This is a genomic window from Telluria sp. LT1R51-2 (genome assembly GCF_059685775.1).
The window spans coordinates 2,529,218-2,554,877 of sequence record NZ_JCASIM010000001.1 but is presented as its reverse complement, the minus strand read 5'-3'; the positions used below and the strand labels follow the sequence as shown (position 1 = coordinate 2,554,877).

Sequence of the window (25,660 nt, the reverse complement as noted above, 5' to 3'; positions counted from 1 at the left end):
TAGAGAAATGGCTTGCAAATGGACAACGATAACAAGCGTAAAAATAGCCCTCGAGCGCCAAGCATGGCTTTGGAAGAGGCGCTATTAAGAGCGATAAAGATGTATCAGGCTGAGCGTCGACACGTGGCGCGTGTTGAGGTCGCTATGGGGCACATTGGTTATAGCTCGAAAAGCGGCGCGGCACTTCAGGCTATGGCCTCTTTGGGCTACTGGGGTTTAATCGAGCGTCCGAAGGATGGGTGTGTGGCGGTATCGAAAGATGTGGAAGACTATCAGTTCACTCCGGATTCAAATCACAAGCGTGCTTTGCTCCGAAAGTTCATGCTTAATCCGCCGCTCTTCGCTGCCATGCTGGATCAGTATGGAAATCACTTGCCCTCAGATCAAACGATCACGTTCGAGCTTATCCAGCGTGGATTTGCTCCTTCGGCAGCTAGTGCATGCCTGAGTGTGTTCAAGAAGTCACTTGAATTCTCGCACTACTTTGCTGGCGACGAGAATGACGTCCATTTGCACGGCAGTCAACAGGATGATGATCCGCCTAATGGCGGTATGGTTCAAGAGGTCGAGTCGAATAATAGAGACGTAGTGGCTGCAATTGCAAGCTCGGCTGTTGCTCCAGGGCATCGACTGCCGGTGAAATTGAGTGGTGGTAGGACGGCTTGGATCGAGTTCCCTGATCCGTTTTATAGCGCAGACAGGGTGCGGCTAAAAGGGTACATCGATCTGCATCTGGCAGATGACGAAGAAGAAATGTAATCAGTTAGCTAACGGCCTATTGCTTTTAGTCTTCCGTGTAAGGACGTATCTCATCACAGGGAAGGCAAGCAGTGGCGTCTATAAGTAATCAATAGTAAAGCGCATGCTTTGGCAATGAAATATTTCTATATTGCAATAGAAATAACCGCAAATACGGGTTTGCGGTTTAGCTCTCGCTGAGCAGAGTCAGCGAGTTATCAACTGCGCTCAGATGTCTAGGAAACATCGTGTGCTACAGCTTATGTGGCCTTACTCAAGTCGAACTGAAGGTTAGCGGATTGCTTGGCGATCGTCAAGTGCTTTTCACCGGAGGTTGAGAGGTCACAGTTAGCTTCCAACTAAAGGAAAAAGTATGTTCTATAAAGGTACAAACATCAGGTCTATTTCGAAATTGCTTGCTGTCACGGACAAGCATCCCAAGGTCAGGTTTGCTGTCAACGCAACCGAGGTGCCACCAGGAACTTGGGCTAGACTGGGATTTAGTCTGCATATCGCACCAGGAGAGTGCATTATTCCGTCCTGCGTCGGTCGAGTGACATCGTATAACGCAAATGGCAAGGAGTTAGTCCGGAAGGATCTTCCGAAGGTTGTTAAATCCTTCGAGTCCTACCGCACTTGGCGTGACTGGCACGGCCGTGAACACACTGGGACTCAGTGGCGAGACATGGAAGTATATCCAAGGGACTATGTATTAGCTCCGTCGGAGCAACTTTATGCCAGCATCATTGCGGGCGAAACCTATATTGTTACGCGGGAGATTGATCTCATTAACGGGAGCACAGATGGTGCGCTCCATCTCGCAAACATGATGCTTGAATGCTTTGGAGAGTTCCAGGCAATCGATGTGGCATCGGGGATTGGGGTGGGTGTAAAGTTGAAGAGTTTGCAGTGGGAGGTTCTTCCCCCGGGAACTTCGCCGTGGACGAAAGCAAAGCCCTTTGTCGAAAGGTTGACGGAAAATCTAAGTGAGTCAGCGCGGGAGTTGATCCGTGGACGTATGGGCACTATTGCAGGCTTCAAACCTGATTTCTTAGCCATGGGTAGGGGAGGTTTCAGCGCATACTTCGTTTATGGCTTTGAGAGCAAGGAGATCTTTATTCTGGAGAGCGCGCATCTTGACAATGCAACATACGTGTTTCGACATGACTGGGAAACGTTGTCGCAGCTTACCAAAAACGAAATCATTAATGGGAAGCTCGCGCATGACCGCGTTGTTCACGATCACAAGTGGGAGTCTCGCTTAAGGCAAGTCCTGAACCGGTAGAAGTGATGTAGCCAGGGGTGTTTGAACGCTCCTGGCGTTTAGCATCAACAGACTGAAGCGGGGTCTTCATGAAGTAGTGCAGTGCCTGCACCTATTCGCGGGATTTTACTCGCGTCGTTTTTGCTGACACCGCCCTATGGTTGTGATATTTCATCACTATATCCGACTCTAAACGCTGACTTGTTCAATATATCCAGTTCTAGCAAGTCGGACTTGGCAATCACGGTCGCAACTCTGATGGGATCATCGACAGGACCGTCTGCTTGCGACCTCTGGTCGATAGCGGGATTAGACCTGCTTCATCCTTCGCCCTCATTGCAACGCTCCATGGCCTTACCATTTTTACCCGACTCTTATTTGGAAGAAACTAGGACTACATTGGGGTAGATATGGCTAAACAGTATTGCTTGACCGTCGAGTCGGAGAGATCAAAGTGTTCAGCTGGCTTGCGAATGCTAGCGTCATGCTTTATGCGCTACTTCTTTACAACCTCGGGATCATACCGTGCTGGCCGCCCCAAACTGACTTTCCCCCTATGAGCCTTCCCGGTGAGTTCCAGAGACTTGCGCGCGATTTCACGACCTGCGGTGGTTTGTTCGCGGAGGCGTTGTCGCTCTATCTAGGCGAATTGTGCGAGCACCGCAATGATCAGCTCACCGACTCCCTTTTCAATCCTACCAAGTCCACGCATCTCAACGACTACAATTGGGGATGCCGTAGAGGGTAGTCGTCATGGATATGCGGGGAAAAAGGGCGGCAGCGCCGCCCCGGAAGATTAGGAATTGAGCGTGAACTCGGTGAACGAGGCGCCGCCCTTGGGTTCGCTGGGCTTGTCGTCCAGTTGCTGCTGGACCTGGCTATCGGGCCCGTTGTTGAGCAGCCAGAGCAGGTTGGTGGCCGAGTCGGCGTTGGCCAGGCCTTCGTCCTGCGTCACGTGGCCTTCCTTGATCAGGTGGAACAGGGCGCCTTCGAACGATTGCGAGCCAGCCGACAGGCTCTTGTCCATCGCTTCCTTGATCTGGCTGATTTCGCCCTGTTCGATCAGGTCGGCGATGTAGCGGGTATTGAGCATGACTTCAACTGCCGCGCGGCGCGCACCGCCGGCAGCCGCCTTGACGAGCCGCTGCGACACGATGGCCTTGATGCTCGAGGCCAGGTCCTGCAGCAGCGCGTTGCGGTTTTCCAGCGGGTAGAAGCTGATGATGCGGTTGAGCGCGTTGTAGCTGTTGTTCGCGTGCAGCGTGGCCAGCACCAGGTGGCCTGACTGCGCGTACGCCAGCGCCGCCTGCATCGTTTCGCGGTCGCGGATTTCGCCGATCAGGATGCAGTCGGGCGCCTGGCGCATCGAGTTCTTCAGTGCGATGCCGAAGTCGTGCGTGTCGCTGCCGATCTCGCGCTGGTTGACGATCGATTTCTTGTTCTTGAAGAGATACTCGATCGGGTCTTCCAGCGTCAGGATATGCCCGGTGCGCAGGTCGTTGCGATGATCGAGCATCGATGCGATGGTGGTCGACTTGCCCGAGCCGGTAGCGCCCACGATCAGCATCAGGCCGCGTTTTTCCATGATCAGTTCGGCCAGCACGGGTGGCAGGCCCAGCTCGGCCAGCGGCGGGATGGTCGCCGGGATGAAGCGGAACACGGCCGAGATCGAGCCGCGCTGGCGGAACGCCGACAGGCGAAACCGGCCGACGTTCGCGACCGACACGCCCATGTTCAATTCATTGTCGCGCTGGAGTTCGTCGATCTGTTCTGGCGTTGCGATCTCGGACAGCAGCGACAGGATGTTCTCGGGTTCGAGGCGATGCTGGTTGATGGGGATGAGCGCGCCGTTGATCTTGATATGCACCGGGGAGTTCACGGCGAAGAACATGTCGGACGCGTTCTTCTCTTTCATCAGCTGGAACAGGCGGTCCATGGCCATCGCATCGTCTCCGTCAATCGGGGGAGTTACAAGAGCTGGTTGAGCGGGGCAGGCATGCCGCCCCGTTCAACCGGCCGTACTGACTACGTGCGCAATCAGTCGCCGCGCAGCAGATCGTTGATGGCTGTCTTCGAGCGCGTCTGTGCATCGACGCGCTTGACGATGACGGCGCAGTACAGGCTGTACTTGCCATCGGCGGACGGCAGGCTGCCCGACACGACGACCGAACCCGACGGCACGCGGCCGTAGGACACTTCGCCCGTGGCGCGGTCATAGATCTTGGTCGACTGGCCGATGTAGACGCCCATCGAGATCACCGAGTTCTCTTCGACGATCACGCCTTCGACGATCTCGGAACGCGCGCCGATGAAGCAGTTGTCTTCGATGATGGTCGGGTTGGCCTGCATCGGTTCGAGCACGCCGCCGATGCCGACGCCGCCCGACAGGTGGACGTTCTTGCCGATCTGCGCGCACGAACCGACCGTGGCCCAGGTGTCGACCATCGTGCCTTCGTCGACGTAGGCACCGATATTGACGTACGACGGCATCAGGACCACATTCTTGCCGATGAAGCTGCCGCGCCGGGCCACGGCCGGCGGCACCACACGGAAGCCGCCGCGTGAGAAGTCTTCGGGCGTGTAGTCGGCGAACTTGGTCGGGACCTTGTCGTAGAACTGAATGTCGCCCGAGGCGACCGGCACGTTGTTCTCGAGGCGGAACGACAGCAGCACGGCTTTCTTGATCCACTGGTTCACGACCCAGGTGCCGGTGTCCTTCTGCGCGACGCGCAGGCTGCCGTCGTCGAGGCCCGCGAGCACGTGGGCGACTGCGTCACGCAGTTCGGCGCTGGCGCTGTTCGGGCTGATGTCGGCGCGCTGTTCCCAGGCGGTGTCGATGATGTTCTGGAGTTGTTGGGTCATGGTGCTGGTCTTGGTTGGAATGAGTTCAAGGGTGCAGAGGCGTCAGGCGAGGCCCTGGCAGAACTGGACGATGCGGTTGGCCGCTTCCAGTCCTTCGTCGACGCTGGCCACGAGGGCCATGCGGATGCGGTCCTGGCCCGGGTTCTGCCCGTGCGCATCGCGCGCCAGGTAGCTGCCCGGAAGGACCGTGACATTATAGTCGGCGTACAGGCGCCGTGCGAAGTCGACATCCGACAGGCCGGTGCGGCGCACGTCGGCCCACAGATAGAAGCCGGCGTCGGGCAGTTCGACGTCCATCACGTTCTTGAGCAGCGGCGTGATGAGATTGAATTTCTCTTTGTACAGCATGCGGTTGTCCTGCACGTGCTGCTCGTCGTTCCAGGCCGCGATCGACGCTGCCTGCACCGGTGGCGACATCGCGCCGCCGCAGTAGGTGCGGTACAGCAGAAAACGTTTCATCGCCACCGGATCGCCTGCCACGAAGCCCGAGCGCATGCCCGGCACGTTCGAGCGCTTCGACAGGCTCGAGAACACGATCAGGTTGCGGTAAGGCTGCTCGCCGCTGCTGCGGCCCAGCAGGTGCGCGGCTTCGAGCGCGCCCAGTGGCGGCGTGCTGCCCGTGTAGATCTCGGAATAGCATTCGTCCGCCGCGATCAGAAAGCCCCAGCGGTCCGACAGCGCGAACAGCTCGCGCCAGTCGTCCAGCGTGAGCGTGGCGCCGGTCGGGTTGCCGGGCGAGCAGACATACATCAGCTGCACGCGCGGCCAGACATCATCTGACACGCTGGCGTAATCGGGCGCGAAATTGCGGCCCGGTTCCGAATTGACGAACCACGGCGCCGCGCCGGCCAGGTAGGCCGCGCCTTCGTAGATCTGGTAGAACGGGTTCGGGCACACCACCAGCGCATCGGGCTTCGATGCGTCGATCGTGCACTGTGCGATGGCAAACAGCGCCTCGCGCGAGCCGTTCACCGGCAGCACCATCGTGGCTGCGTCGAGCGCCGGCAAGCCGTAGCGCCGTTCAAGCCAGCCGGTGATCGCGGTGCGCAAGGGCTCGCTGCCGATCGTGCTTGGATAGCTGGCCAGGCCCGATACCGCATGCATCAGCGCTTTCTCGATGAACGCGGGCGTCGGATGCTTCGGCTCGCCAATGCCAAGACTGATGGGCGTGTAATCCGGGTTCGGTGTCACGCCGGCAAACAACTGGCGCAATTTTTCGAACGGATAGGGATGGAGTTTGTCGAGGTGGGGGTTCACGGCGATACCAGTGTGCGCATTTGACTAATTTTTCATTATAGCGCCAGGAATCGCCGCCACGGCGCATACGCTTAAAGTGATTTGCGGTAACATCTGACGTCAATATCCACCCGCAATGTTCTCGTCGAAAGCCGATTTTCCGTGCCGATCAATTACGCGCGCAGCCTGACTGGACACGCCCGCACCCCCGGGGCCAACCGCCACCTGGGCGTGGCGCTGGCCTTCGTCGCCGGGGCCATCAATGCCGGTGGCTATCTGGCGGTGCGCGAGTACACGTCGCACATGACCGGCATCGTCTCGAGCGCGGCCGACCATCTGGTGCTCGGTCACACCGACCTGGTGCTCGCGGCGTTGGGCGCCTTGCTCAGTTTCATGCTGGGCGCGGCCTGCACCGCGATCCTTGTCAATCTCGTGCGCCGTCAGGGTCTCTACAGCGGTTATGCGCTGCCGCTCGTGCTCGAAGCGATCCTGCTGCTGGTGTTCGGCATCCTGGGTGCACGCCTGAACGACATCGATGCGCTGTTCATTCCGCTGACCGTGATGCTGCTGTGTTTCATGATGGGTTTGCAGAACGCCGTCATCACCAAGGTCTCGCACGCCGAAATACGCACCACCCACATGACCGGCATCGTGACCGACATCGGCATCGAGCTGGGCAAGCTTGCGTACTGGAATATGGATGGTGGCCGGCACCAGCCCAAGGTCACGGCCAACCTGGGCCGCCTGGCCCTGATGGCGGCGCTGCTGGTTGCCTTCTGCATCGGCGGCGTGGTCGGCGCGCTGGGCTTCAAGCACCTGGGCTATCTGTCGACGATTCCGCTGGCGGCCTTCCTGTGCGTGCTCGGCATCGTGCCGGTGGTCGACGATGCGCTGCACGTGCTGGGTCGCGGCCGGCGGGCCGGGCACGACGCTTGACCGCTCAGGCCGCCTGTTCGCGCCAGGCCCCTGGATTGATGCCGCTCCACTCGCGAAACGCATGGGTGAACGCGCTCTGGTCCTGAAAACCCAGCAGGAAGGCGATATCGGCCAGACCCAGCTCGCGTCGCTGCAGATAGTCCTGCGCCAGCGCGAAGCGCACTGCATCGAGCACCTGCTGGAAGCTCGATCCGGCATCCGCCAGCTTGCGCTGCAGCGTGCGCGCCGACCATCCCAGGTCGGCCGCGACCGGTGCCAGGCGGGCCTGGCCGTCCGGCAAGCGCGCCATGACCGCCGTCGTCACCTGCGCCACGATGCCGTCGACGGCCATGGCGCGCTGCGCCAGCAGCCGCTCGGCATGCTGGTGCAGTACCGCAAACAGGCTGGTATCGGCGTTCGGCACCGGCATGGCCAGCAGCGCCACGTCGAAGGCAGCGCCATGGCACGGCGCGTCGAACGTCGGCGCGACGCCCAGCACGCGCAGGTAATCGTCGTGGCCGTGGCCGGGATCGGCATGCCTGAAGTGCATCGCCTGCGGCGTCAAGGCTCGTCCGGCCATCCAGCTGCCGAACACGCGAATGCCGGCGTACACGCTCTCGGCCAGGTGGCGCGTGGCGTCCGGATAGCGGCTGATCCATTCATGCAGTGCGTGCGGGCCTTCGATGGCAAGCCGGCTGCGCCCCAGGTCGTGTGCCAGCGATTCATAGCGCTGGGCCAGCGCCAGCGCGTGACCGAAACTGCTGCTGGCCAGCAGCATCAGGCCATACGCGCTGTACGTGGCAGGCCGTACATTTTCGCCGACATGCAAGCCAAAAAACGGATCGTTCGCCAGCCGCGCGCCGGCATCGAGCAGGGCGATGTAGCGTGTTGTTGACAACGTGTCGGGAAGCGGCGAGAGTGCATCGGCGGCCAGGCCGGCAGCGCATGCGAGCTCGGCCAGCGTCACGCCGCGTTCAAGGGCGGTGTCGAGCAGGGTCTGGAGATACGGGCCGGTCACGCGGGCGGTATCCGGCGGGCGTGGCGTGATCGAGCAAGGCAGTGTCATGAATGCGCAATACAGTTGGCAAGGCCCTGACTAATCTGGCAAAAAGGGCAACTTGTGTCCAAGTATAACGAAGAAGGCGGTTTGATGCGGCGTTGTAATGGCTGGGGTGACGAGGCAATCTGCATGCGACTGTGCCAGCAGGGCACTTGCCGGGGCTGGCCCGGCGGCGCCATGGCTCCCGTCAGCCGGGTGACATCATGACGACCTTCCCGCCACCGCGCGACTGGGACGTACTTGTCATCGGCGGCGGCATCACCGGCGCCGGCATCCTGCTCGAAGCAGCGCGGCGCGGCCTGAAGGCACTGCTGGTCGAGCAGGCCGACTTTGGCTGCGGCACCTCGAGCCGTTCATCCAAACTGATGCACGACGGCCTGCGCAATGTGGCCGCCGGCAGCCTGCGCCGCACGCGCGACGCGGTGGCCGAACGCGAAGCGCTGCTGCGCGCCGTGCCTGGCCTGGTCGATGCGCAGCCGTTTGCGTTCGCCAACCATGGCGCGGACCTCACGCGCCGCCTGGGCTTGCTGTCGATGCTGCGCGTGGTCGACCTGCTCACGGGCCGGCGCGAACCGCAATGGCAGCGCCAGGACGCCTTGCGCACCCCGTCCCCGGATGCACCCGATCCGCGCAGCGCCGGCAGCATCCGCTATACCGACGCCAAGACCGACGATGCGCGCCTGGTGCTGCGCGTGCTGGCCGAAGCGCGTGCCCATGGCGCGGTGGCCTGCAATTACATCACCGTGCAGTCGCTCGTGCGCGATGGCGGCAAGGTGCATGGCGCCTTGCTGAGCGACGAACGCACGCGCGCTGAGACGGCAGTGCGCGCGCGGGTGGTGATCGACGCCACTGGTGCACCGCCAGCGCCCGCCTGCGCCGGCGTCAACGACGCAATGGCGCGTTTGCGCTGGCTGCGTGGCAGCCACCTGCTGCTGCCGGCTGACCGCCTGCCACTGACCGACGCCGTCAGTCTGCTGCATCCGGTCGACGGTCGCCCCGTGTTTGCGTTTCCGTGGGAGGGCGTGACGCTGGTCGGTACGGCCGACGTCGACCAGACCGACGACGTCAATGCCCAGCCGAGCATCACGCGGCGCGAATTCGATTACCTGATGGCGGCCGTACAGGCCCAGTTCGCATCGCTGGCGCTGACCGACGCCGACGTGCTGGCTACGTTTGCCGGTGCGCGCCTGGTGTTCGACAGCGGCAGCGACGGTGTATCCACCAGTGAGAAGCGCGAGCACCTGGTGTGGTCCGAACCCGGCCTGGTCTCGGTCGCGGGTGGCACGCTGACCACCTTCCGCCTGGCCGCGCGCGACGTGCTGCGCGAGGCGGCGCGCCAGTTGCCGGGTGCGCCGCTGCGCACCGAGCGCGGGACCGTGTTCGCACGGGCCAGCGTGCCGGCGCGGCGCGACCTGCCGCCCACCGTGCTGCGCCGGCTGACGGGCCGTTACGGCGTGCACGTCAAGGCGCTCCTGTCCGCCGCGCAGGCAGGCGAGCTCGAATGCATTCCGGGCACGCACACGCTGTGGGCCGAGCTGCGCTGGGCGGCGCGCGCCGAACAGGTGTACCGGCTCGACGACCTGCTGCTGCGCCGCACGCGCCTGGGCATCCAGCTGACCGATGGCGGCGCCGCCCTCATGGGCCGGGTGCGCACGATCTGCCAGAAAGAACTGGGATGGGACGATGCGCAATGGGATACGCAGGAAAAACGCTATATGGCTGCGTGGCGCTTGCAGCACGCGGTGCCGGCAGCCATCTGACGGACAGGCTCAGGGCGCGCGTGAGCCGCGCACGGTTTCCAGCGTTGTCCCTGCCTGCAGCATGACGACTTGATTGCGACCGCGCGCCTTGGCTTCGTACATGGCACGGTCGGCCGAAACAAACAGCGAGCGGATATCGTCGAACAGCGTCGGCACGATGCAGGCCACGCCCACGCTGGCCGTGACCACGCCGGCGCAGTCGGCACGGGGATTCGGCATGGCCAGCTGCTCGATATGGGCACGGATCGATTCACCCAGGCGGGTGGCGCTCGGGCCGCTGGTATCGGCCAGCAGCACGACGAATTCCTCGCCGCCATAGCGCGCCGCCAGATCGGTCGGGCGCATCGCATGCGATTGCAGCGCTGCGGCGATCGCCTGCAGGCAGGTGTCGCCGGCAGCGTGGCCCAGGCTGTCGTTGTAGCCCTTGAAGTGGTCGACGTCGATCACGATCAGCGACAGCGGCTGGCTGCTCCTGATCGCGCGCTGCCATTCTTTTTCCAGGAAAGCGTCGAAGTGGCGGCGGTTGGCAATGCGCGTGAGCGGGTCGACCAGCGCGGCATGCTGCAGCGCCGTTTCGGATTGCTTGTGGTGCGTGATGTCGTGCAGCAGGATGACGAACAGGCCTTCGTCGCCAGCCATCGGCGACAGGCCCAGGTCGATCGCGCGCAGCGTGCCATCGGGCTGGCGCAGCCGCACTTCGCGCGTGCCGCGGCAGCGCGCTGCAGCCTGCTCATCCGACGGGTTGGCGAAGAACGCGGCATAGTCCCGGTCTGCCGGCGGCTCGATCAGGTCGCACAGTGGGCGACCGGTGAGCAGGCTGCGCGGCTGGGCCAGGAAGCCTTCGCTGGCCGGGTTGGCAAAGGCGATGCAGCCGTCGGCGTCGACGAGCATCAGGCCTTCGTCCATGCCATCGACGATCAGCTGCAGGCGCTCGGCCTGTTGCTTCTGGCTGTCACTGCTGCTGCGCAGGCGCAGCTGGGCCCGCACGCGCACGCAGACTTCGGCCATGCGCACCGGTTTGGCGATGTAATCCGCAGCGCCCGTGTCGAAGCCGGCGACGACGTCTTCGGTTTCACCGCACTCGCTGATGAATATGACGGGAATATGGGCGGTGTCGGGCGCGCGCTTGAGGCGGCGGCAGATTTCCAGGCCATCGAGGTCGGGCATCCGCACGTCGAGCAGGATCAGGTCGGGCTGCACGCGCAGCGCGATATCGAGCGCGCGTTTGCCGTTGCTGGCAACAAAGGTCTGGTAACCCTGCTGTCGCATCATGTCCTGCAACAGGCCGACGCTGTCGGGCGCATCGTCAACGATCAGAATGGCGGATTGGCGCGCCGGAGCTGCAAGCGCTAGAGCAGGGTGCATCATCAGTTGCAGTAAGACCTCATCAATGTGACGAAATCATACCCGCAATCCGCGACAATCAGACAACTGATCTTGCCAGAATCCTGACGTGTGATGATGTTGTTGCAATAATGCAACCTCACTGTGATCGACCCGCGCCGTGGGCGCGGGTCGATCGGGTATTACAGCATGCCGGCGATGAGCTTGCCGAGGATGGCGATGCCTTCGCGGATGCGTTCCGGCGGCACCGTCACGAACGACAGGCGCAGCGTGTTCGACGCCGGATCGTTGGCGTAGAACGGCGCGCCCGGCACGAAGGCCACTTTGGCGGCGAGCGACTGCTCGAGCAGTTTCATCGCGTCGATCTGCTGTGGCAGCGTGACCCAGATGAACATGCCGCCTTCCGGTTCGGTCCAGCTGACGCTCGCCGGGAAGTGTTCTTTCATCGCGTCGAGCATGCACTGGCACTGGTCGCTGTAGAGCTTGCGGATGGTCGGGATGTGCTCGTCAAGGAAACCATCCTTGACAACTTCGTGCACGACCATCTGCGTGAGCTGCGCGGTGTGCAGGTCGGCGGCCTGCTTGGCCAGCTCGAGGCGGCGCACCAGCGGCAGCGGAGCGCACACGTAGCCGAGGCGGATGCCAGGCGTGAGCACCTTCGAGAACGAGCCCATGTAGATGACGCCGTCCGGGTTCATCGCGACCATCTTCGGCATCGGCTCGCCGCGGTACGACAGCGAACCGTACGGATCGTCCTCGATCAGCGGGATGGCCAGGCGCGCGCAGGTTTCCACCAGTTCGCGACGGCGCTCGAGCGACAGGCTGCGGCCGGTCGGGTTCTGGAAGTTCGGCAGCGAGTACAGCATGCGCGCGCCCTTGGCGACGGCATCGATCGACGACGGCACCAGGCCATGCTCGTCGGTGTCGACCGATTTGAATTCGGGACGGTACACCGAGAACGCCTGCAGCGCGCCCAGGTAGCTCGGGGTTTCGACCAGCACGCGGCTGCCTTCGTCGACCAGCACCTTGCCGAGCAGGTCGAGCGCCTGCTGCGAGCCGGACGTCATCAGGATCTGTTCCGGCAGGATGGTCGAGCCTTCGGTCGACAACGAGTTGGCAATCCATTCGCGCAGTGGCGCGTAACCGTCGGTCGGGCCGTATTGCAGCGCCACTTTGCCGGCTTCGCTCAGCACCTTGTCATAGGCCGCTTTCATGCGCTCGACCGGGAAGGTCGCAGGCGATGGCAGGCCGCCGGCAAACGAAATGATGTCCGGACGCTGGGTGATCTTCAGGATTTCGCGGATGAAGGAGCTTTGCAGCTGCGCGGCGCGTTCCGAGAACTGCCACTGGATAGGATTGGGGTTGTCGATTTTCATACTTGTCTCGCAGGAAGGGGCACGGTCGTGCCGGGCCATTATATAGAACACGCCGGGTAGGCGATCTCTTGTCGGCGGACGGCGCCGGGTCAGCGCCACCCGTCATGACAGTAAAGGAAACACCGGCGAATGTGCGCCGGTTATTGCCGCGCAAACGCTGTGTTTATGCCACTTCGACGATCATTTCGATCTCGACGCAGGTGCCGCGCGGCAGCGAGGCGACGCCGAAGGCCGAACGCGCGTGCTTGCCGGCGTCGCCGAACACTTCGCCGATCAGTTCCGACGCGCCGTTCGTGACCAGGTGCTGCTCGTTGTACTCCGGGGTCGATGCGACCAGGCTCATCAGCTTGACGATGCGCTTGACGCGGGTCAGGTCGCCGCCGACCGCTTGCTGCAGCGTGCCGATCAGGTCGATGGCGACCGAGCGCGCAGCCGCCTGGCCGTCCGCGGTGGTCTTGTCGCGGCCCAGGATGCCAGCGTTCGGCGCACCGTCGGCGTTCTTGGCGATGTGGCCCGAGATGAACACGAGGTTGCCGGTCTGGACGTACATGACGTAGGCCGCGGCCGGGGTGGCCGGGGCTTCCAGCGTGATGTTCAGTTCTTTGAGTTTGTCGTAGACGGTCATGGAATTTCCAGGGTGCGTGAATGAATCCGGTATTGTACGTCGAGCCGGCGGCGCTGCCCAATGCCCGGATCGGTCGCGTCCATATTCAGGAATATGGGCACCGCGCGATATTGCTTATCAAAAATATCTCTTGAAATCCCCCGGCAGGGCCACATATGCGTCCGGGTCTGACCAACCCCTATTTGTCTTTAACGAGGAACAAGATGGCCCACGCCGAAAAAGAAACCCTTGGATTTCAGGCTGAAGTAAAACAGCTGCTGCAACTGATGATTCACTCCTTGTACTCCAACAAGGAAATCTTCCTGCGCGAACTGATCTCGAATGCGTCGGATGCGTCCGACAAGCTGCGCTTCGAGGCGATCAACAATGACGCCCTGTATGGCAACGACCACGAACTGAAAATCAAGGTGGCGTTCGACGCCGCCGCCAAGACGATCACGATCTCGGACAACGGTATCGGCATGAACCGTGACGAAGTGATCTCGCACCTGGGCACCATCGCCAAGTCGGGCACCAAGGAATTCTTCAGCAAGCTGTCGGGCGACCAGCAGCAGGACGCAGCGCTGATCGGCCAGTTCGGCGTGGGCTTCTATTCGGGCTTCATCGTCGCCTCGAGCATCGTCGTCGAGACCCGCCGCGCGGGCGCCGACGCCTCGGAAGGCGTGCGCTGGACGTCTGCTGGTGAGGGCGACTACACGATCGAGCAGATCGAAAAAGCCGGTCGCGGTACCGACGTGATCCTGCACCTGCGCGACGGCGAAGAAGAACTGCTGTCGGTCTGGAAGCTCAAGTCGATCATCCGCAAATACTCCGACCACATCTCGCTGCCGATCGTGATGCAGAAAGAAGAGTGGGACGAAGAAAAGAAGGAAACCGTCCTGAAGGACGACGTCGAGACCGTGAACCAGGCCAGCGCGCTGTGGGCACGCTCGAAGAACGACATCACCGAAGAGCAGTACAACGAGTTCTACAAGCACGTCTCGCACGACTTCCAGGAACCACTGACCTACACCCACAACCGGGTCGAGGGCCGCAGTGAATACACGCAACTGCTGTACGTGCCGGCGCACGCGCCGTTCGACCTGTGGGACCGCAACAAGCGTGGCGGCATCAAGCTGTACGTCAAGCGCGTCTTCATCATGGACGACGCCGAGCAGCTGATGCCGACCTACCTGCGCTTCATCAAGGGCGTGATCGACTCGAGCGACCTGCCGCTGAACGTCTCGCGCGAAATCCTGCAGGAGTCGCGCGACGTGCGCGTGATCCGCGAAGGCTCGACCAAGCGGGTGCTGGGGATGCTGGAAGAAATGGCGAACTCGGACGAGCAGGCCGGCAAGGACAAGTACGCGACCTTCTGGAAGGAATTCGGCCAGGTGCTCAAGGAAGGCGTGGGCGAAGATGCGACCAACAAGGACCGCATCGCCAAGCTGCTGCGCTTTGCCTCGACCGCCAATGACTCGGACGCCCAGACCGTCTCGTTCGCCGACTATATCGGCCGCATGAAGGAAGGCCAGGACAAGATCTATTACGTCACGGCCGACAATTACAACGCCGGCAAGAACAGCCCGCACCTGGAAATCTTCCGCAAGAAGGGTGTCGAAGTCATCCTGATGACCGACCGCGTCGACGAGTGGATGCTGTCGTTCTTCACCGAGTTCGAAGGCAAGGAACTGGTATCGGTTGCCAAGGGCGGCCTGGACCTGGGCGCGCTGGAAGACGAGACCGAGAAGAAGGAGCATGCCGAGACCGAAGCTGGCTACAAGGAACTGGTCGAGAGCATGAAGGGCGCGCTGGGCGAGAAGGCCAAGGAAGTGCGCGTGACGTTCCGCCTGACCGATTCGCCGGCCTGCCTGGTGGCGGACGACAACGAGCTGTCGGGCAACCTGCTGCGCATGCTCAAGGCCGCAGGCCAGGACGCGCCGGAATCCAAGCCGATCCTCGAGATCAACCCGGACCACCCGCTGGTGCAGCGCCTGAAGTACGAAGACACGACGAGCCCGCGCTTTGCCGACTGGTCGCACATCCTGTTCGATCAGGCGATGCTGGCCGAAGGCGGCAGCCTGAGCGATCCGGCGTCGTTCGTGAAGCGTTTGAACGAAATGCTGCTGGCGGGCGCGAAGTAAGCTTGATCCGTTAGTGTGAAAGCCGCCGTTCCCGTTACAGGGAGTGGCGGCTTTTTTATGGGCGCTGATTGTGCGCTGCTGCTCCACCTACAAGTGACGCACCTCGGCTGGCGCTGTATGCCAGTTGTCGTTGCGCCCGTCGATGTAGCGCACCGGGGCCGCCATCAGCGCATCGACCGGCAGATCATCCAGGCTTGCAACCGTCACCGCAACGAACGGTCCCGCAGCGACAGTCGTGAAGACATGGACGCCGCACACGCTGCAGAATGCATGGCCGTCACGGTGCGCGCCGAAGCGGTAGTCGCGCAGCGTCTCGTCGCCCTGCAGCAGGCGAAACGCCGTCGGCGCGATGACACAGGCCCAAAACCGCAGCTTGGTGCAGATCGAACAGTTGCACTTGACCGTGCCGGTGGCCAGGTCGATGTCGGCCTCGTAGCGTACCGCGCCGCAGTGGCAACTGCCGTGATAGGTCGTCACGCCGTTTCTTTTTGCGCCGTCATGTCAGCGCAAAACCCATCCAGCAAACGCAAGCCTTCGGGCCAGTCGCCATACCCCGCGTCGGTGGTGATGTGGCCGGCGTCGCCGATCTCGACCAGTTTGCTGCCCCAGGCGTCGGCAAACGACTGGGTGCGCTCCATGCTGGCATAGGGATCGTTCGTGCTCGCCACGATCATGCTGGGAAACGGCAGCGGCGTGCGGGGGACCGGTGCCCAATTACCGGCAGGGATCGGGAACGATGGCCGTTCGACGTCGCTGGGCGCCACCAGAAAGGCGCCCGCCACTTTCAGGGGTGAGCCGGACAGTGCCCAATGCGCGACCAGCATGCAGCCGAGGCTGTGCGCCACCAGCACCGGGGCGCCGCTGCAGCCGGCAATGGCTTCTTCCATTTCAGCCACCCACTCGTCACGGTCGGGGTTGGTCCAGTCGCGATGGGCCGCGCGGCGCCATTCCGGATGACGCTCGTGCCACAGCGATTGCCAGTGCTGGGGACCGGAGTTGAACAGGCCAGGCAAAATCAATACATCACACGTCATCTTGTTTCTCCTTGATGGGGTTAAGCGGCGCCGGCGCCAGTGCTGCCCGTTGCGCAGGGCGCCGCAGCGGGCCCAGCACGCGCTCGAACAGGCGCTTGAACGCGTCCTTGCGCTGCTCGGTCAGCATGCCCAGCAATGCGGTTGCGGCGGCGACGGCGACCGACAGGGCCAGCACGTCGGTGATGCTGGCGGGATCGTGCGGATACAGCTCGGGCCAGCCAATCAGCACCAGCGCATGCGACAGGTACAGCGTCAGCGTGTAGGCGGCGAACAGCCGGATGGGCCGCGCCACGCGCAGCAGGCCGGTAAAGCCGGCGAAGCGGGCGCAGGCGAAATTGAGGACGACGATCACGCCAAACGCATAGTCGGCCAGGAAGCGGTCGGCATTGCCGAGTGCGACATGCTGGCCTAGCCAGCTGGCGCGGCCTGCGCCGCGCAGCAGTTCTTCGACGCCGTAGGCCTCGTACGCCACCAGCAGGACCATGCTCAGCACCCAGCCGGCGCGCGCTGCGCTGCGGCTCATTGTGTAGCGGGCCTGCCAGTGGTACAGCGCGACGCCGGCCAGCCAGACGGGCAGCAGCAGCCACAGCTTGTAGCCCATGACAGCCAGCAGCAGGCCGATCGCCGGCAGGCGCCATGGCCGGCGCACATAACAGGCGACGCCAAACAGTACGTAGAACCAGACTTCGTAATTGAGCGACCACCAGGGACCGAGCCAGGGCGGGTGCTCCGACAGGCGCCACAGGTCGCCCATGAACAGCAGGTGGAACGGAATGTAGAACCAGGGCTTGGCCACCTGGTAGCTCGCATCCATGCCGGGCACATGCGGGCCCTGGCTCACCCAGGCGCACAGGAAGCCCAGCAGCAGGACGGGCAGGGCGACCGAATAGATCCGGGCGGCGCGCGCCACGGTGAAGTCGAGTGCGTCAGGGCGGCGCATCTGCGTGGTGTAGGCAATGACGAAGCCGGACAGGACAAAGAAGGCCATCACCGATTCACGTCCCAGCAGCGTCCAGTGCTGGGAGCCGGGAATATCGACCAGCCTGAACATGCGCATGTGCATCAGCACCACGGCCAGCGCAGCCAGGAAGCGGACCAGGTCGAGGTATACCGAGAACGGCTGGTTGAGGGGAGTAGGGGTAGTGCGCATTGTGTTAATAGTAAAGCAAAACATCGTTTGCACGAATTTTGGCCAGGGCCGAGCACTTCGAAAAAAAGTTCAAATTATTTTGCAGCGAACCCTAAAGTTCCTCCAGGGACGTCCGATAACAATTTCAGATAGGCAGGAACCCGCCAAAAATAAATGAAATTTTTTGTTGGATCACCCTAAAGTCGGTAGCAAGGCTGCCGTTAATGGATGGACAGGCGGGGGCAGGCAGGTAGTGAGGTCAGAAAAAATGTCGAAAATTTCTTCAAACTGACCCTAAAGTTGTTCCGCCAGCTGCCGTTAAAGAGATAAGCGGCTGTTGCCAAGTGGCAAAATTGCGACAAACGCGTTTTGTTGCTGCGTATCATCAAGGCGCTTTCCTGCGCCGAACAGCCCTGGTTTTAGCCGGGGTTTCATAGGGAACCAGATGGGTTTGTAAGACAAACTCCTATGGGTCCGTCTCGTCGTTCACTGACCGAAAATACAGACTTTCTCCAATTTGAGAATAGTTTCCCCACGGTCAGAATCTATCTCATCGGCAACACAACGGCAGCCGACACAACGACTGGAGAGAGAAAATGACGATGAACGACATGATGGCTGAAATTCGCGACGCTAACCTGAGCTACCTGATGCTGGCCCAGCAAATGATCCGTGCTGACAAGGTCACTGCCATTTTCCGCCTGGGCGTCTCGGCCGACATCGCCGACCTGATCGAAGGCATGAGCAATGCGCAGATCCTGAAGCTCGCCGGCGGCAACATGATGCTGGCCCGCTTCCGCTTCGACGACAGCGCGATCCTGTCGATGCTGACCAGCCACACAAAGGAGCGCAGCCTGGCCCAGTCGCACGCCGCCATCCTGATGGCCGGCCAGCCAGTCGAAGAGATCGTATAATCGCTGCCAGCGGTCTTGCTGTAAGGCCGACAGAGCCGGGAGCCGTATCGCCATGAGTAAAAAGAGCGTTGTCACCGAGGCGCAGGAAATCCAGCTCGCCATTGAACTGATCAACCTGGGCGCACGCCTGCAACTGCTCGAGACCGAAGTCTCGCTGTCGCGCGAACGCTTGCTCAAGCTGTACAAGGAGCTCAAGGGTGTCTCTCCACCCAAGGGCATGCTGCCGTTCTCGACCGACTGGTTCCTGACCTGGCAGCCGAATATCCATTCGTCGTTGTTCATCAATATCCACCAGTTCCTGGTGGAGCATGCCGGCGCTGCCGGCATCCAGGCCGTCATGAAGGCCTACAAACTCTATTTGGAACAAATGCCGCCGGCGCCAAACGAGGAGCCGTTGCTCTCGCTCACGCGCGCCTGGACGCTGGTGCGCTTCTTCAACGGCGGCATGCTGCAACTGGCGCCATGCAGCAAGTGCCAGGGCAAGTTCATCGTCAATTCCCTCGACCTCAACAGCGACTACCTGTGCGGGCTGTGCCACATGCCTTCGCGCGCTGGCAAGACCCGCAAGGCCAAGGAAGCGCTCGACCAGGCGCGTGCCGATGAGCAAGCCGAGCAGGCCGAAGGCAAGGCCGCCGGTCTCGACCCGGCCTGATCCAGCGCGCCGGCAGCCGCCCTTGCCAGCCTCACCTTCCTCTCCATCGCCCCGCCGCTTGCTGCGCGCGCCCGCGATCCGGGCGCTGTTGCTCCAGCTCGCCGCCTTTCCTCTTACGCTCGCCGTCATCTATCTGCTCGCCACGGGCGGCCTCGTCGTCTCGTACTGGCACGTGGCCCTGGTCCAGGGTCTGCTTGCGGCTGGCCTGACCTGGTGGCGCGGTCTGGCGATCTGGTGGCGCGCGATCCAGTTCGGTTTCCCGCTGGCCCTGCTGGCCACCAGCACGCTGGCGATTCCGCCGCTGGCGTTCCTGGTCGTCTTTCTGTTCCTGCTGCTGCTGTACTGGTCGACCTACCGCACGCAGGTGCCGTATTACCCGTCCGGGCGCAAGGTGTGGGAGGCGGTGGACGCCGCGCTGCCGCAGGGCAGGACGCTGCGCGTGATCGACATCGGCAGTGGCATCGGCGGGCTGGTGCTGGCGCTGCAGCGCCGCCGGCCAGATGCGCGTATCGAAGGCATCGAGCTTGCGCCGCTCCCGTGGCTGGCCAGCTTCGTGCGCGCCCGGCTGGCGCGCAGTCCGGCCGCCTTCATCCGTGGCGACTACGAACGACTCGATCTGGGCGACTACGACGCCGTGTTCGCTTACCTGTCCCCGGCTGCGATGAGTGCGCTGTGGCGCAAGGCCGCGCGCGAGATGCGACCCGGCACGATGCTTTTCAGTTACGAATTTATCGTTGTCGGACAAACACCGACGCGTGTTGTGCATCCGTACACAGATGGTCCCGCTTTGTATATATGGGACTTTTAAGCGACAAATGGTGAGTTTCCGGGGTGGTTTTGCTTGCCGGACAGCACTTCTCCAGCTAAAGTAATTCCCTGAATAAACATTTTCTGACATTACCGGTTTCGAGTCGTCATGTCGCGACACGATGCGGGTTTTCTGGAGCGAAATCCTTTGCTAGTTATTGTTGGTTACATCATCGTCTGTGCCTGCGTGTTTGGCGGCTTTGCCCTGGCGGGTGGTCACCTTGCGTCGCTGTGGCAGCCGATCGAGCTGTTGATGATTGGCGGCGCCGCGTTCGGCGCCTTGTTCGTCGGTAACAGCGGCAAGGCGATCAAGGCGACGCTCAAGGCGTTTCCCAGCATTTTCAAGGGCTCCAAGTACACGAAAGACATGTACATGGAACTCATGGCGCTGCAATTCGATGTGCTGTCCAAGGTGCGCAAGGAAGGCCTGATGTCGATCGAGGGCGATATCGAAGCCCCGGACGCGTCGCCGCTGTTTTCCAAGTACCCGGCCGTCGTGTCCGACCACCACATCATCGAATTCATGACCGATTACCTGCGCCTGATGGTGTCCGGGAACATGGACGCGATGCAGATCGAAAACCTGATGGACAACGAAATCGAGACGCACCACCACGAAGGCGCCATTCCGGCCCACGTGATCGCCAAGATCGGTGACGGCCTGCCGGCCTTCGGTATCGTGGCGGCGGTGATGGGCGTGGTTCACACGATGGAATCGGTCGGCTTGCCGCCGGCCGAGCTGGGCATCCTGATCGCCAAGGCGCTGGTCGGTACCTTCCTGGGCATCTTGCTGGCCTACGCATTCGTCAGCCCGCTGTCCACCGTGCTGGAGCAAAAGCTCGAAGAGTCGACCAAGATGTTCCAGTGCGTGAAGGTGACGCTGCTGGCGAGCCTGAACGGCTATGCGCCGGCGCTGGCCGTCGAATTTGGCCGCAAGGTGCTGTACTCGACCGAGCGTCCGACCTTCGCCGAGCTCGAAGAACACATCAAGAAGAAGAAGTAAGCCGCGATGACCGCATTCGATCTTTCGCCGCAGTACACCATGGAGAATGAGCGTGGCTGACGACAACGCACGTCCCATTGTCATCAAGCGCATCAAGAAGGTGGCCGGCGGTCACCACGGCGGCGCCTGGAAAATCGCGTATGCCGACTTCGTGACCGCGATGATGGCGTTCTTCCTGCTCATGTGGCTGCTGGGCTCGACCGCCAAGGGCGACCTGGTGGGCATCTCCGAATACTTCAAGACCCCACTGAAGGTGGCGATGCAGGGCGGCTCGGGTTCGGGCGACTCGTCGTCGGTGATACAGGGCGGCGGCGAAGACCTGACGCGCACCGCCGGCCAGGTCAAGCGCGGCGACTCGGCACCCGTCAACAAGAGCTACGACCTGCAGGCGGCCAAGGCTGCGCTGGCGCGCGAAGAAGGCGAGCGCCTGAAAAGCCTGAAGGCGCGCATCGAGTCGGCCATCGAAGTCAATCCGATGCTCAAGAAGTACCAGAACCAGCTGCTGCTCGATATCACCAGCGAAGGCTTGCGCATCCAGATCGTCGATGAAAAGAACCGCCCGATGTTCGCGATGGCCAAGGCCGAGCTGCAGCCGTACACGAAGGAAATCCTGCACATCATCGGCATGGTGCTCAATGAAGTGCCGAACAAGCTGGGGATTTCGGGCCACACCGATTCGACGCCGTACCACAGCGACGCCGGCTACAGCAACTGGGAACTGTCGGCCGACCGCGCCAATGCCTCGCGGCGCGAAATGGTGCTGGGCGGCCTGCAGGATGACAAGGTACTGCGCGTGGTGGGGCTGGCCTCGGCCGCGAACCTGGACGCCAAGGACCCGTTCAGCCCCATCAACCGGCGCATCAGCATCATCGTCATGAACAAGCGCACCGAAGACGCGGTGCGGCGCGATGCATCCACGCTGGATGTGCCGGCCGAGGACGCCGAGGCGGCAGCGACGGCGACGTTAAATGCGGTGAAACCGCGATGACCGACGCCGTGCGGGCAGGTTTGGAGAGAACACGATGACAAGAAAAAAGATACTCGGATCGCACGTCAAGCGCCTGCTCTCAGGCGTGTCGGTGCATGGCCGGCGCCACCTGACCGAGGTGGAAGCCGATCTGCTCCAGACCGAATTGCTGCTCGAAGAAGCCATCGACAAGCTCACCGGCAGCTTCGTCGCGGTGCACGCGGTTGTTGGCGCGCGCCAGGAAGCGATTGACCGCATGCTGGCCGGGGGCGTGCTGTCGCTTGAAGATCGCGCTCTGCTGGGCGCGATGTCGGACGACGTCAGCGCGCACGTGAACACGGCGATCACCAGCATGCAGTTTCAGGACCTGACGGCGCAGCTGATCGAACGGACGCTGCGCCGCGTGTCGGGCTTGCGTGACTTTCTGGGCACGCTGAACGATCATGGCGCGGAGATCGCGCCGGATACCGGCAGCGACGAAATCGTCGACCGGCTGGGCCAGGTCAGTGTGGCGCTGGCAATCCAGTCGCTGCAACTGCGCAGCACGCTGCGCAGGTCGGTCGAACAGAAACACCTGGAAAGCGGCGACGTCGAGCTGTTCTGACCGCGCCGCCGCAGTCCCGTAGTCACCCAACAACCAATTCAACCCGGGTCCGCCCGGTGTAAAACAGCAGGAGCACAAGATGGCAAAAACGATTCTCGCAGTCGACGATTCCAGTTCACTACGCCAGATGGTGGCTTTCAGTCTGAAGGCCGCCGGCTACCATGTGGTGGAAGCCGTGGACGGCCAGGATGGCCTCGACAAGGCGAAGCTGCAGGCCGTTGACCTGGTGCTGACCGACCAGAACATGCCGAAGATGGACGGCCTGGCGCTGATCAAGTCGCTGCGCACGCTGCCTGGCTACGCCAAGACGCCGATCCTGATGCTGACCACCGAGTCGTCGGACGAGATGAAATCGAAGGGTCGCGCTGCCGGCGCCAATGGCTGGCTGGTCAAGCCGTTCGATCCGCAGCGCCTGATCGAGGTGGTCAAAAAAGTGATCGGTTAAGCCATGAATTTTGGCTTAGGCAACCACGAGCGGACATCCCCATGAGCATCGACATCAGCCAGTTTTACCAGGTCTTTTTCGACGAAGCAGAAGAACTGCTCGCCGAAATGGAGCGCCTGCTGCTGGGCGTCGATCTGGCAGCGCCCGACGCCGAAGATCTGAACGCGATCTTCCGCACCGCGCACTCGGTCAAGGGCGGCGCATCGACTTTCGGCCTGACCGACATGTGCGACGTGACCCACGTGCTCGAGTCGCTGCTCGACCGTATCCGCAAGGGCGAGATGGCGCTGACCTCGAACCACGTCGACGCGTTCCTGGCGGCCAAGGATGCGCTCAAGATGCAGCTCGACGGCCATCGCCATGGCAAGCAGGTCGACCAGGAAGTCGTCGCCAACGTGCGCATGGCGCTGCACGATCTGGCCGAAGGCGTCGTGCCGGTGGCGCCGGTCGTTGCACCGTCCTACCTGTCGGCGCCGGCGCGCGTTGAAGTGCCCACCGAAGGCGCGCACCGCTACAAGATCGAGCTGCCGCAAGTGGCGCAGCGCGACATCGATGCGCTGGTCGACGAGCTGGGCCTGATGGGCCGGATCTCGGTCGCACCGCTCGATGGCGGCCGCACCGCCGTCATCATCACGACGCTGGAAAGCCTGGACGACATCATCGCCATCTGCTCGTTCGTGCTCAATCCGGATGACCTGAAGATTTTCGAAGCACCGGCGCTCACGCCCGAGCAGCGCCTGATCGAAGCGGCCGAGCGCAAGCGTATCGAAGACGACCAGGGCTACGGCTTCTTCGGTCCGGACGACGACGTGGCGCCTGCCGCCGGCGAGCCGTCCGAAGACGAACTGGGCTACGGCTTCTTCCAGCCGATCGAACAGATCCGCGCTGCGGCCGGCATCGTCGACAGCGCGCCGGAGCCGGTTGTCGCCCTCGCCACGCAAGCCCAGAACGTCGTGGAGCACCTGGCCGAGCTGGCGCTGGAAAAGAAAGCTGCGCGCAAGGACGACAAGAACGAGTCGTCGTCCATCCGCGTATCGGTCGAGAAGGTCGACCAGCTGATCAACCTGATCGGCGAACTCGTCATCACCAATGCGATGCTCGAGCAGCGCAGCGCCGTGCTCGATCCGATCCTGCACGAGCGCCTGCTGTCGTCGGTGAGCCAGCTCGACCGCAACACGCGCGAGCTGCAAGAGGCGGTGATGTCGATCCGCATGATGCCGATGGACTTCGTGTTCTCGCGCTTCCCGCGCATGGTGCGCGACCTGGCTGGCAAGCTCGGCAAGAAGGTCGACTTCATCACCAATGGCGCCGCGACCGAACTGGATAAAGGGCTGATCGAGCGCATCGTCGATCCGCTGACGCACCTGGTGCGCAACTCCATTGACCATGGCGTCGAGATGCCGGCCGCGCGTATTGCTGCGGGCAAGAGCGAAGCAGGGCGCCTGTTCCTGTCGGCCGGTCATCAGGGCGGCCATATCGTCATCGAAGTGGCCGACGACGGCGCCGGCCTGAACCGCGAAAAAATCCTGGCCAAGGCGGCGCAGAACGGGCTGGCAGTATCGGACACGATGACGGATGCCGAAGTCTGGCAACTGATCTTCGCACCGGGCTTCTCGACCGCCGATACCGTCACCGACGTGTCGGGCCGCGGCGTGGGCATGGATGTCGTCAAGCGCAATATCACTGCGATGGGCGGCACGGTCGACATCCGTTCCGCGGCCGGCTTCGGCACGACGATCTCGATTTCGCTGCCGCTGACGCTGGCCATCCTGGACGGCATGTCGATCCGCAGCGGCGAAGAAATCTATATTTTGCCGCTGTCGTTCGTGGTCGAGTCGCTGCAGCCGACGCCGCAGGACGTGCGCGAGATCGCCGGCCGCGGGCGCGTGCTGAAAGTGCGCGGCGAATACCTGCCGATGATCCCGCTGTACCAGATGTTCGATATCGAACCGGTGCACCGCGACCCGTCCGACGGCATCGTCGTCATCCTCGAGACCGAGGGCAAAAAGGCGGCGCTGTTCGTGGACGAACTGGTCGGGCAACAGCAGGTGGTGGTCAAGAACCTGGAAGCGAATTACCGCAAAGTCGCCGGAATTTCCGGCGCAACCATCATGGGCGACGGTGGTGTCGCCCTGATTCTCGACGTGGCAGCGCTGGTGCGCTCGTCGCGCCAGCTGGCCGACGATCCCGTCGTTCAATAAATTTTATTTTCACTGCAAACAAAGGAATACCATGTCCAACCTGGCAAACACTCTCTCGACCGACGGCACCGCGCACGACGGCGCCGGCAGCGAATTCCTTGCCTTCACCCTGGGTTCGGAAGAATACGGCATCGACATCCTGAAGGTGCAGGAAATCCGCGGCTACGAAGCCGTGACCCGCATCGCCAACGCCCCCGAATTCATCAAGGGCGTGATCAATCTGCGCGGCATCATCATTCCCGTGGTCGACATGCGCATCAAGTTCAAGCTGGGCACGCCGGTGTACGACCAGTTCACGGTCGTGATCATCCTGAACATCGGTGGCCGCATCATGGGCATGGTCGTCGACAGCGTGTCGGACGTCACCACGCTCACGCCAGACCAGATCAAGCCGGCCCCGGAAATGGGCAGCGCCTTCAATTCGGACTACATGATTGGCCTGGGCACCGTCGACGAGCGCATGCTGATTCTGGTCGACATCGACAAGCTGATGTCGTCGAGCGAAATGGGCCTGATCGACAAGCTGGCGGCGTAAGCCACCTTCTGCGTCGGCACCAAGCACAACAATCCGGCCGGCTCGTCGAGCCCGCCATCGTATTCA

The 25,660-nt window shown here is 62.2% G+C and carries 24 protein-coding genes; 14 read left to right on the top strand and 10 right to left on the bottom strand.

Annotated features, from left to right (window positions below; translation table 11 throughout):
- Positions 1 to 18: 18 nt before the first annotated feature.
- Together AC56LH_RS11160 and AC56LH_RS11155 are read left to right on the top strand one after the other, a co-directional pair.
- Positions 19 to 759, top strand: coding sequence for a hypothetical protein (locus tag AC56LH_RS11160; protein ID WP_499645991.1), 741 nt, complete (start codon positions 19 to 21; stop codon positions 757 to 759).
- A 352-nt stretch (positions 760 to 1,111) separates the two neighbouring features.
- On the top strand, positions 1,112 to 2,023 hold the full coding sequence (locus tag AC56LH_RS11155; protein WP_499645990.1) for a hypothetical protein: 912 nt from the start codon (positions 1,112 to 1,114) through the stop codon (positions 2,021 to 2,023).
- Between the two features lie 775 nt (positions 2,024 to 2,798).
- Here the strand turns inward: AC56LH_RS11155 and AC56LH_RS11150 are convergent.
- The 3 genes from AC56LH_RS11150 to dapC form a co-directional block, all read right to left on the bottom strand.
- On the bottom strand, positions 2,799 to 3,944 hold the full coding sequence (locus AC56LH_RS11150; protein ID WP_499645989.1) for a PilT/PilU family type 4a pilus ATPase: 1,146 nt from the start codon (positions 3,942 to 3,944) through the stop codon (positions 2,799 to 2,801).
- A gap of 95 nt (positions 3,945 to 4,039) precedes the next feature.
- A complete protein-coding gene (dapD, locus tag AC56LH_RS11145) occupies positions 4,040 to 4,864 on the bottom strand; it encodes a 2,3,4,5-tetrahydropyridine-2,6-dicarboxylate N-succinyltransferase (protein ID WP_499645988.1) in 825 nt (274 codons plus the stop codon).
- Between the two features lie 42 nt (positions 4,865 to 4,906).
- Positions 4,907 to 6,121 (bottom strand): succinyldiaminopimelate transaminase, encoded by a 1,215-nt coding sequence (gene dapC / locus AC56LH_RS11140; RefSeq protein ID WP_499645987.1) that lies wholly within the window; start codon positions 6,119 to 6,121, stop codon positions 4,907 to 4,909.
- 141 nt (positions 6,122 to 6,262) lie between these two features.
- Between dapC and AC56LH_RS11135 the strand changes: the two genes are divergently transcribed.
- Positions 6,263 to 7,036, top strand: coding sequence for a YoaK family protein (locus AC56LH_RS11135; protein ID WP_499645986.1), 774 nt, complete (start codon positions 6,263 to 6,265; stop codon positions 7,034 to 7,036).
- Positions 7,037 to 7,040: 4 nt separating this feature from the next.
- On the opposite strand, the gene AC56LH_RS11130 is transcribed toward AC56LH_RS11135, so the two are convergent.
- A complete protein-coding gene (locus tag AC56LH_RS11130; RefSeq protein ID WP_499645985.1) occupies positions 7,041 to 8,081 on the bottom strand; it encodes an AraC family transcriptional regulator in 1,041 nt (346 codons plus the stop codon).
- Positions 8,082 to 8,278: 197 nt separating this feature from the next.
- Here AC56LH_RS11130 and AC56LH_RS11125 point away from each other — a divergent pair, with 197 nt between their 5' ends.
- Entirely contained in the window at positions 8,279 to 9,835 is a 1,557-nt protein-coding gene (locus AC56LH_RS11125; RefSeq protein WP_499645984.1) for a glycerol-3-phosphate dehydrogenase/oxidase, read from the top strand.
- Between the two features lie 9 nt (positions 9,836 to 9,844).
- On the opposite strand, the gene AC56LH_RS11120 is transcribed toward AC56LH_RS11125, so the two are convergent.
- The 3 genes from AC56LH_RS11120 to AC56LH_RS11110 form a co-directional block, all read right to left on the bottom strand.
- Entirely contained in the window at positions 9,845 to 11,203 is a 1,359-nt protein-coding gene (locus AC56LH_RS11120) for a diguanylate cyclase (protein ID WP_499645983.1), read from the bottom strand.
- Positions 11,204 to 11,361: 158 nt separating this feature from the next.
- Positions 11,362 to 12,555 carry an aminotransferase-like domain-containing protein gene (locus AC56LH_RS11115; protein ID WP_499645982.1) on the bottom strand — a complete coding sequence of 398 codons (1,194 nt, stop codon included), beginning with the start codon at positions 12,553 to 12,555 and terminating at the stop codon, positions 11,362 to 11,364.
- A 163-nt stretch (positions 12,556 to 12,718) separates the two neighbouring features.
- Complete coding sequence (locus tag AC56LH_RS11110) at positions 12,719 to 13,180, bottom strand: RidA family protein (RefSeq protein WP_499645981.1); 462 nt, start codon at positions 13,178 to 13,180, stop codon at positions 12,719 to 12,721.
- A gap of 203 nt (positions 13,181 to 13,383) precedes the next feature.
- Here AC56LH_RS11110 and htpG point away from each other — a divergent pair, with 203 nt between their 5' ends.
- The gene (gene htpG / locus AC56LH_RS11105; protein ID WP_499645980.1) at positions 13,384 to 15,303 is read left to right on the top strand and encodes a molecular chaperone HtpG; all 1,920 of its coding nucleotides are present in this window, start codon (positions 13,384 to 13,386) and stop codon (positions 15,301 to 15,303) included.
- A gap of 87 nt (positions 15,304 to 15,390) precedes the next feature.
- On the opposite strand, the gene AC56LH_RS11100 is transcribed toward htpG, so the two are convergent.
- From AC56LH_RS11100 to AC56LH_RS11090, 3 genes are read right to left on the bottom strand one after another with little or no spacing between them, the layout of a single operon-like run.
- On the bottom strand, positions 15,391 to 15,780 hold the full coding sequence (locus AC56LH_RS11100; protein ID WP_499645979.1) for a GFA family protein: 390 nt from the start codon (positions 15,778 to 15,780) through the stop codon (positions 15,391 to 15,393).
- Positions 15,777 to 16,337, bottom strand: coding sequence for an RBBP9/YdeN family alpha/beta hydrolase (locus AC56LH_RS11095; protein ID WP_499645978.1), 561 nt, complete (start codon positions 16,335 to 16,337; stop codon positions 15,777 to 15,779). Before AC56LH_RS11095 ends, AC56LH_RS11100 begins: the two co-directional genes overlap by 4 nt.
- Positions 16,327 to 17,487 (bottom strand): acyltransferase family protein, encoded by a 1,161-nt coding sequence (locus AC56LH_RS11090; protein WP_499645977.1) that lies wholly within the window; start codon positions 17,485 to 17,487, stop codon positions 16,327 to 16,329. The genes AC56LH_RS11095 and AC56LH_RS11090 overlap by 11 nt, the downstream gene beginning before the upstream one ends.
- Before the next feature lie 575 nt (positions 17,488 to 18,062).
- Here AC56LH_RS11090 and flhD point away from each other — a divergent pair.
- From flhD to AC56LH_RS11045, 9 genes are all read left to right on the top strand, one after another.
- Entirely contained in the window at positions 18,063 to 18,380 is a 318-nt protein-coding gene (gene flhD, locus AC56LH_RS11085; protein ID WP_332531140.1) for a flagellar transcriptional regulator FlhD, read from the top strand.
- A 52-nt stretch (positions 18,381 to 18,432) separates the two neighbouring features.
- The gene (flhC, locus tag AC56LH_RS11080; RefSeq protein ID WP_499645976.1) at positions 18,433 to 19,032 is read left to right on the top strand and encodes a flagellar transcriptional regulator FlhC; all 600 of its coding nucleotides are present in this window, start codon (positions 18,433 to 18,435) and stop codon (positions 19,030 to 19,032) included.
- Positions 19,033 to 19,054: 22 nt separating this feature from the next.
- Entirely contained in the window at positions 19,055 to 19,840 is a 786-nt protein-coding gene (locus AC56LH_RS11075) for a class I SAM-dependent methyltransferase (RefSeq protein WP_499645975.1), read from the top strand.
- Positions 19,841 to 19,987: 147 nt separating this feature from the next.
- A complete protein-coding gene (gene motA / locus AC56LH_RS11070) occupies positions 19,988 to 20,842 on the top strand; it encodes a flagellar motor stator protein MotA (protein WP_499645974.1) in 855 nt (284 codons plus the stop codon).
- A 52-nt stretch (positions 20,843 to 20,894) separates the two neighbouring features.
- Positions 20,895 to 21,830, top strand: coding sequence for a flagellar motor protein MotB (motB, locus tag AC56LH_RS11065; protein ID WP_499645973.1), 936 nt, complete (start codon positions 20,895 to 20,897; stop codon positions 21,828 to 21,830).
- Positions 21,831 to 21,864: 34 nt separating this feature from the next.
- A complete protein-coding gene (locus AC56LH_RS11060) occupies positions 21,865 to 22,413 on the top strand; it encodes a chemotaxis protein (protein ID WP_499645972.1) in 549 nt (182 codons plus the stop codon).
- A 79-nt stretch (positions 22,414 to 22,492) separates the two neighbouring features.
- On the top strand, positions 22,493 to 22,858 hold the full coding sequence (locus AC56LH_RS11055) for a response regulator (RefSeq protein ID WP_332531146.1): 366 nt from the start codon (positions 22,493 to 22,495) through the stop codon (positions 22,856 to 22,858).
- Positions 22,859 to 22,899: 41 nt separating this feature from the next.
- Positions 22,900 to 25,059 carry a chemotaxis protein CheA gene (gene cheA / locus AC56LH_RS11050; RefSeq protein ID WP_499645971.1) on the top strand — a complete coding sequence of 720 codons (2,160 nt, stop codon included), beginning with the start codon at positions 22,900 to 22,902 and terminating at the stop codon, positions 25,057 to 25,059.
- 31 nt (positions 25,060 to 25,090) lie between these two features.
- Complete coding sequence (locus tag AC56LH_RS11045) at positions 25,091 to 25,594, top strand: chemotaxis protein CheW (protein ID WP_183558070.1); 504 nt, start codon at positions 25,091 to 25,093, stop codon at positions 25,592 to 25,594.
- Positions 25,595 to 25,660 lie beyond the last annotated feature (66 nt).

Excerpts from the sequence above, each read along its gene's own strand:
- AC56LH_RS11160 (WP_499645991.1), top strand. The coding sequence starts at position 19 with ATGGACAACGATAACAAGCGTAAAAATAGCCCTCGAGCGCCAAGCATG.
- AC56LH_RS11155 (WP_499645990.1), top strand. The coding sequence starts at position 1,112 with ATGTTCTATAAAGGTACAAACATCAGGTCTATTTCGAAATTGCTTGCT.
- AC56LH_RS11150 (WP_499645989.1), bottom strand. The coding sequence starts at position 3,944 with ATGGCCATGGACCGCCTGTTCCAGCTGATGAAAGAGAAGAACGCGTCC.
- dapD (WP_499645988.1), bottom strand. The coding sequence starts at position 4,864 with ATGACCCAACAACTCCAGAACATCATCGACACCGCCTGGGAACAGCGC.
- AC56LH_RS11130 (WP_499645985.1), bottom strand. The coding sequence starts at position 8,081 with ATGACACTGCCTTGCTCGATCACGCCACGCCCGCCGGATACCGCCCGC.
- AC56LH_RS11125 (WP_499645984.1), top strand. The coding sequence starts at position 8,279 with ATGACGACCTTCCCGCCACCGCGCGACTGGGACGTACTTGTCATCGGC.
- AC56LH_RS11120 (WP_499645983.1), bottom strand. The coding sequence starts at position 11,203 with ATGATGCACCCTGCTCTAGCGCTTGCAGCTCCGGCGCGCCAATCCGCC.
- AC56LH_RS11115 (WP_499645982.1), bottom strand. The coding sequence starts at position 12,555 with ATGAAAATCGACAACCCCAATCCTATCCAGTGGCAGTTCTCGGAACGC.
- AC56LH_RS11110 (WP_499645981.1), bottom strand. The coding sequence starts at position 13,180 with ATGACCGTCTACGACAAACTCAAAGAACTGAACATCACGCTGGAAGCC.
- htpG (WP_499645980.1), top strand. The coding sequence starts at position 13,384 with ATGGCCCACGCCGAAAAAGAAACCCTTGGATTTCAGGCTGAAGTAAAA.
- AC56LH_RS11095 (WP_499645978.1), bottom strand. The coding sequence starts at position 16,337 with ATGACGTGTGATGTATTGATTTTGCCTGGCCTGTTCAACTCCGGTCCC.
- AC56LH_RS11090 (WP_499645977.1), bottom strand. The coding sequence starts at position 17,487 with ATGCGCACTACCCCTACTCCCCTCAACCAGCCGTTCTCGGTATACCTC.
- flhD (WP_332531140.1), top strand. The coding sequence starts at position 18,063 with ATGACGATGAACGACATGATGGCTGAAATTCGCGACGCTAACCTGAGC.
- flhC (WP_499645976.1), top strand. The coding sequence starts at position 18,433 with ATGAGTAAAAAGAGCGTTGTCACCGAGGCGCAGGAAATCCAGCTCGCC.
- AC56LH_RS11060 (WP_499645972.1), top strand. The coding sequence starts at position 21,865 with ATGACAAGAAAAAAGATACTCGGATCGCACGTCAAGCGCCTGCTCTCA.
- AC56LH_RS11055 (WP_332531146.1), top strand. The coding sequence starts at position 22,493 with ATGGCAAAAACGATTCTCGCAGTCGACGATTCCAGTTCACTACGCCAG.
- cheA (WP_499645971.1), top strand. The coding sequence starts at position 22,900 with ATGAGCATCGACATCAGCCAGTTTTACCAGGTCTTTTTCGACGAAGCA.
- AC56LH_RS11045 (WP_183558070.1), top strand. The coding sequence starts at position 25,091 with ATGTCCAACCTGGCAAACACTCTCTCGACCGACGGCACCGCGCACGAC.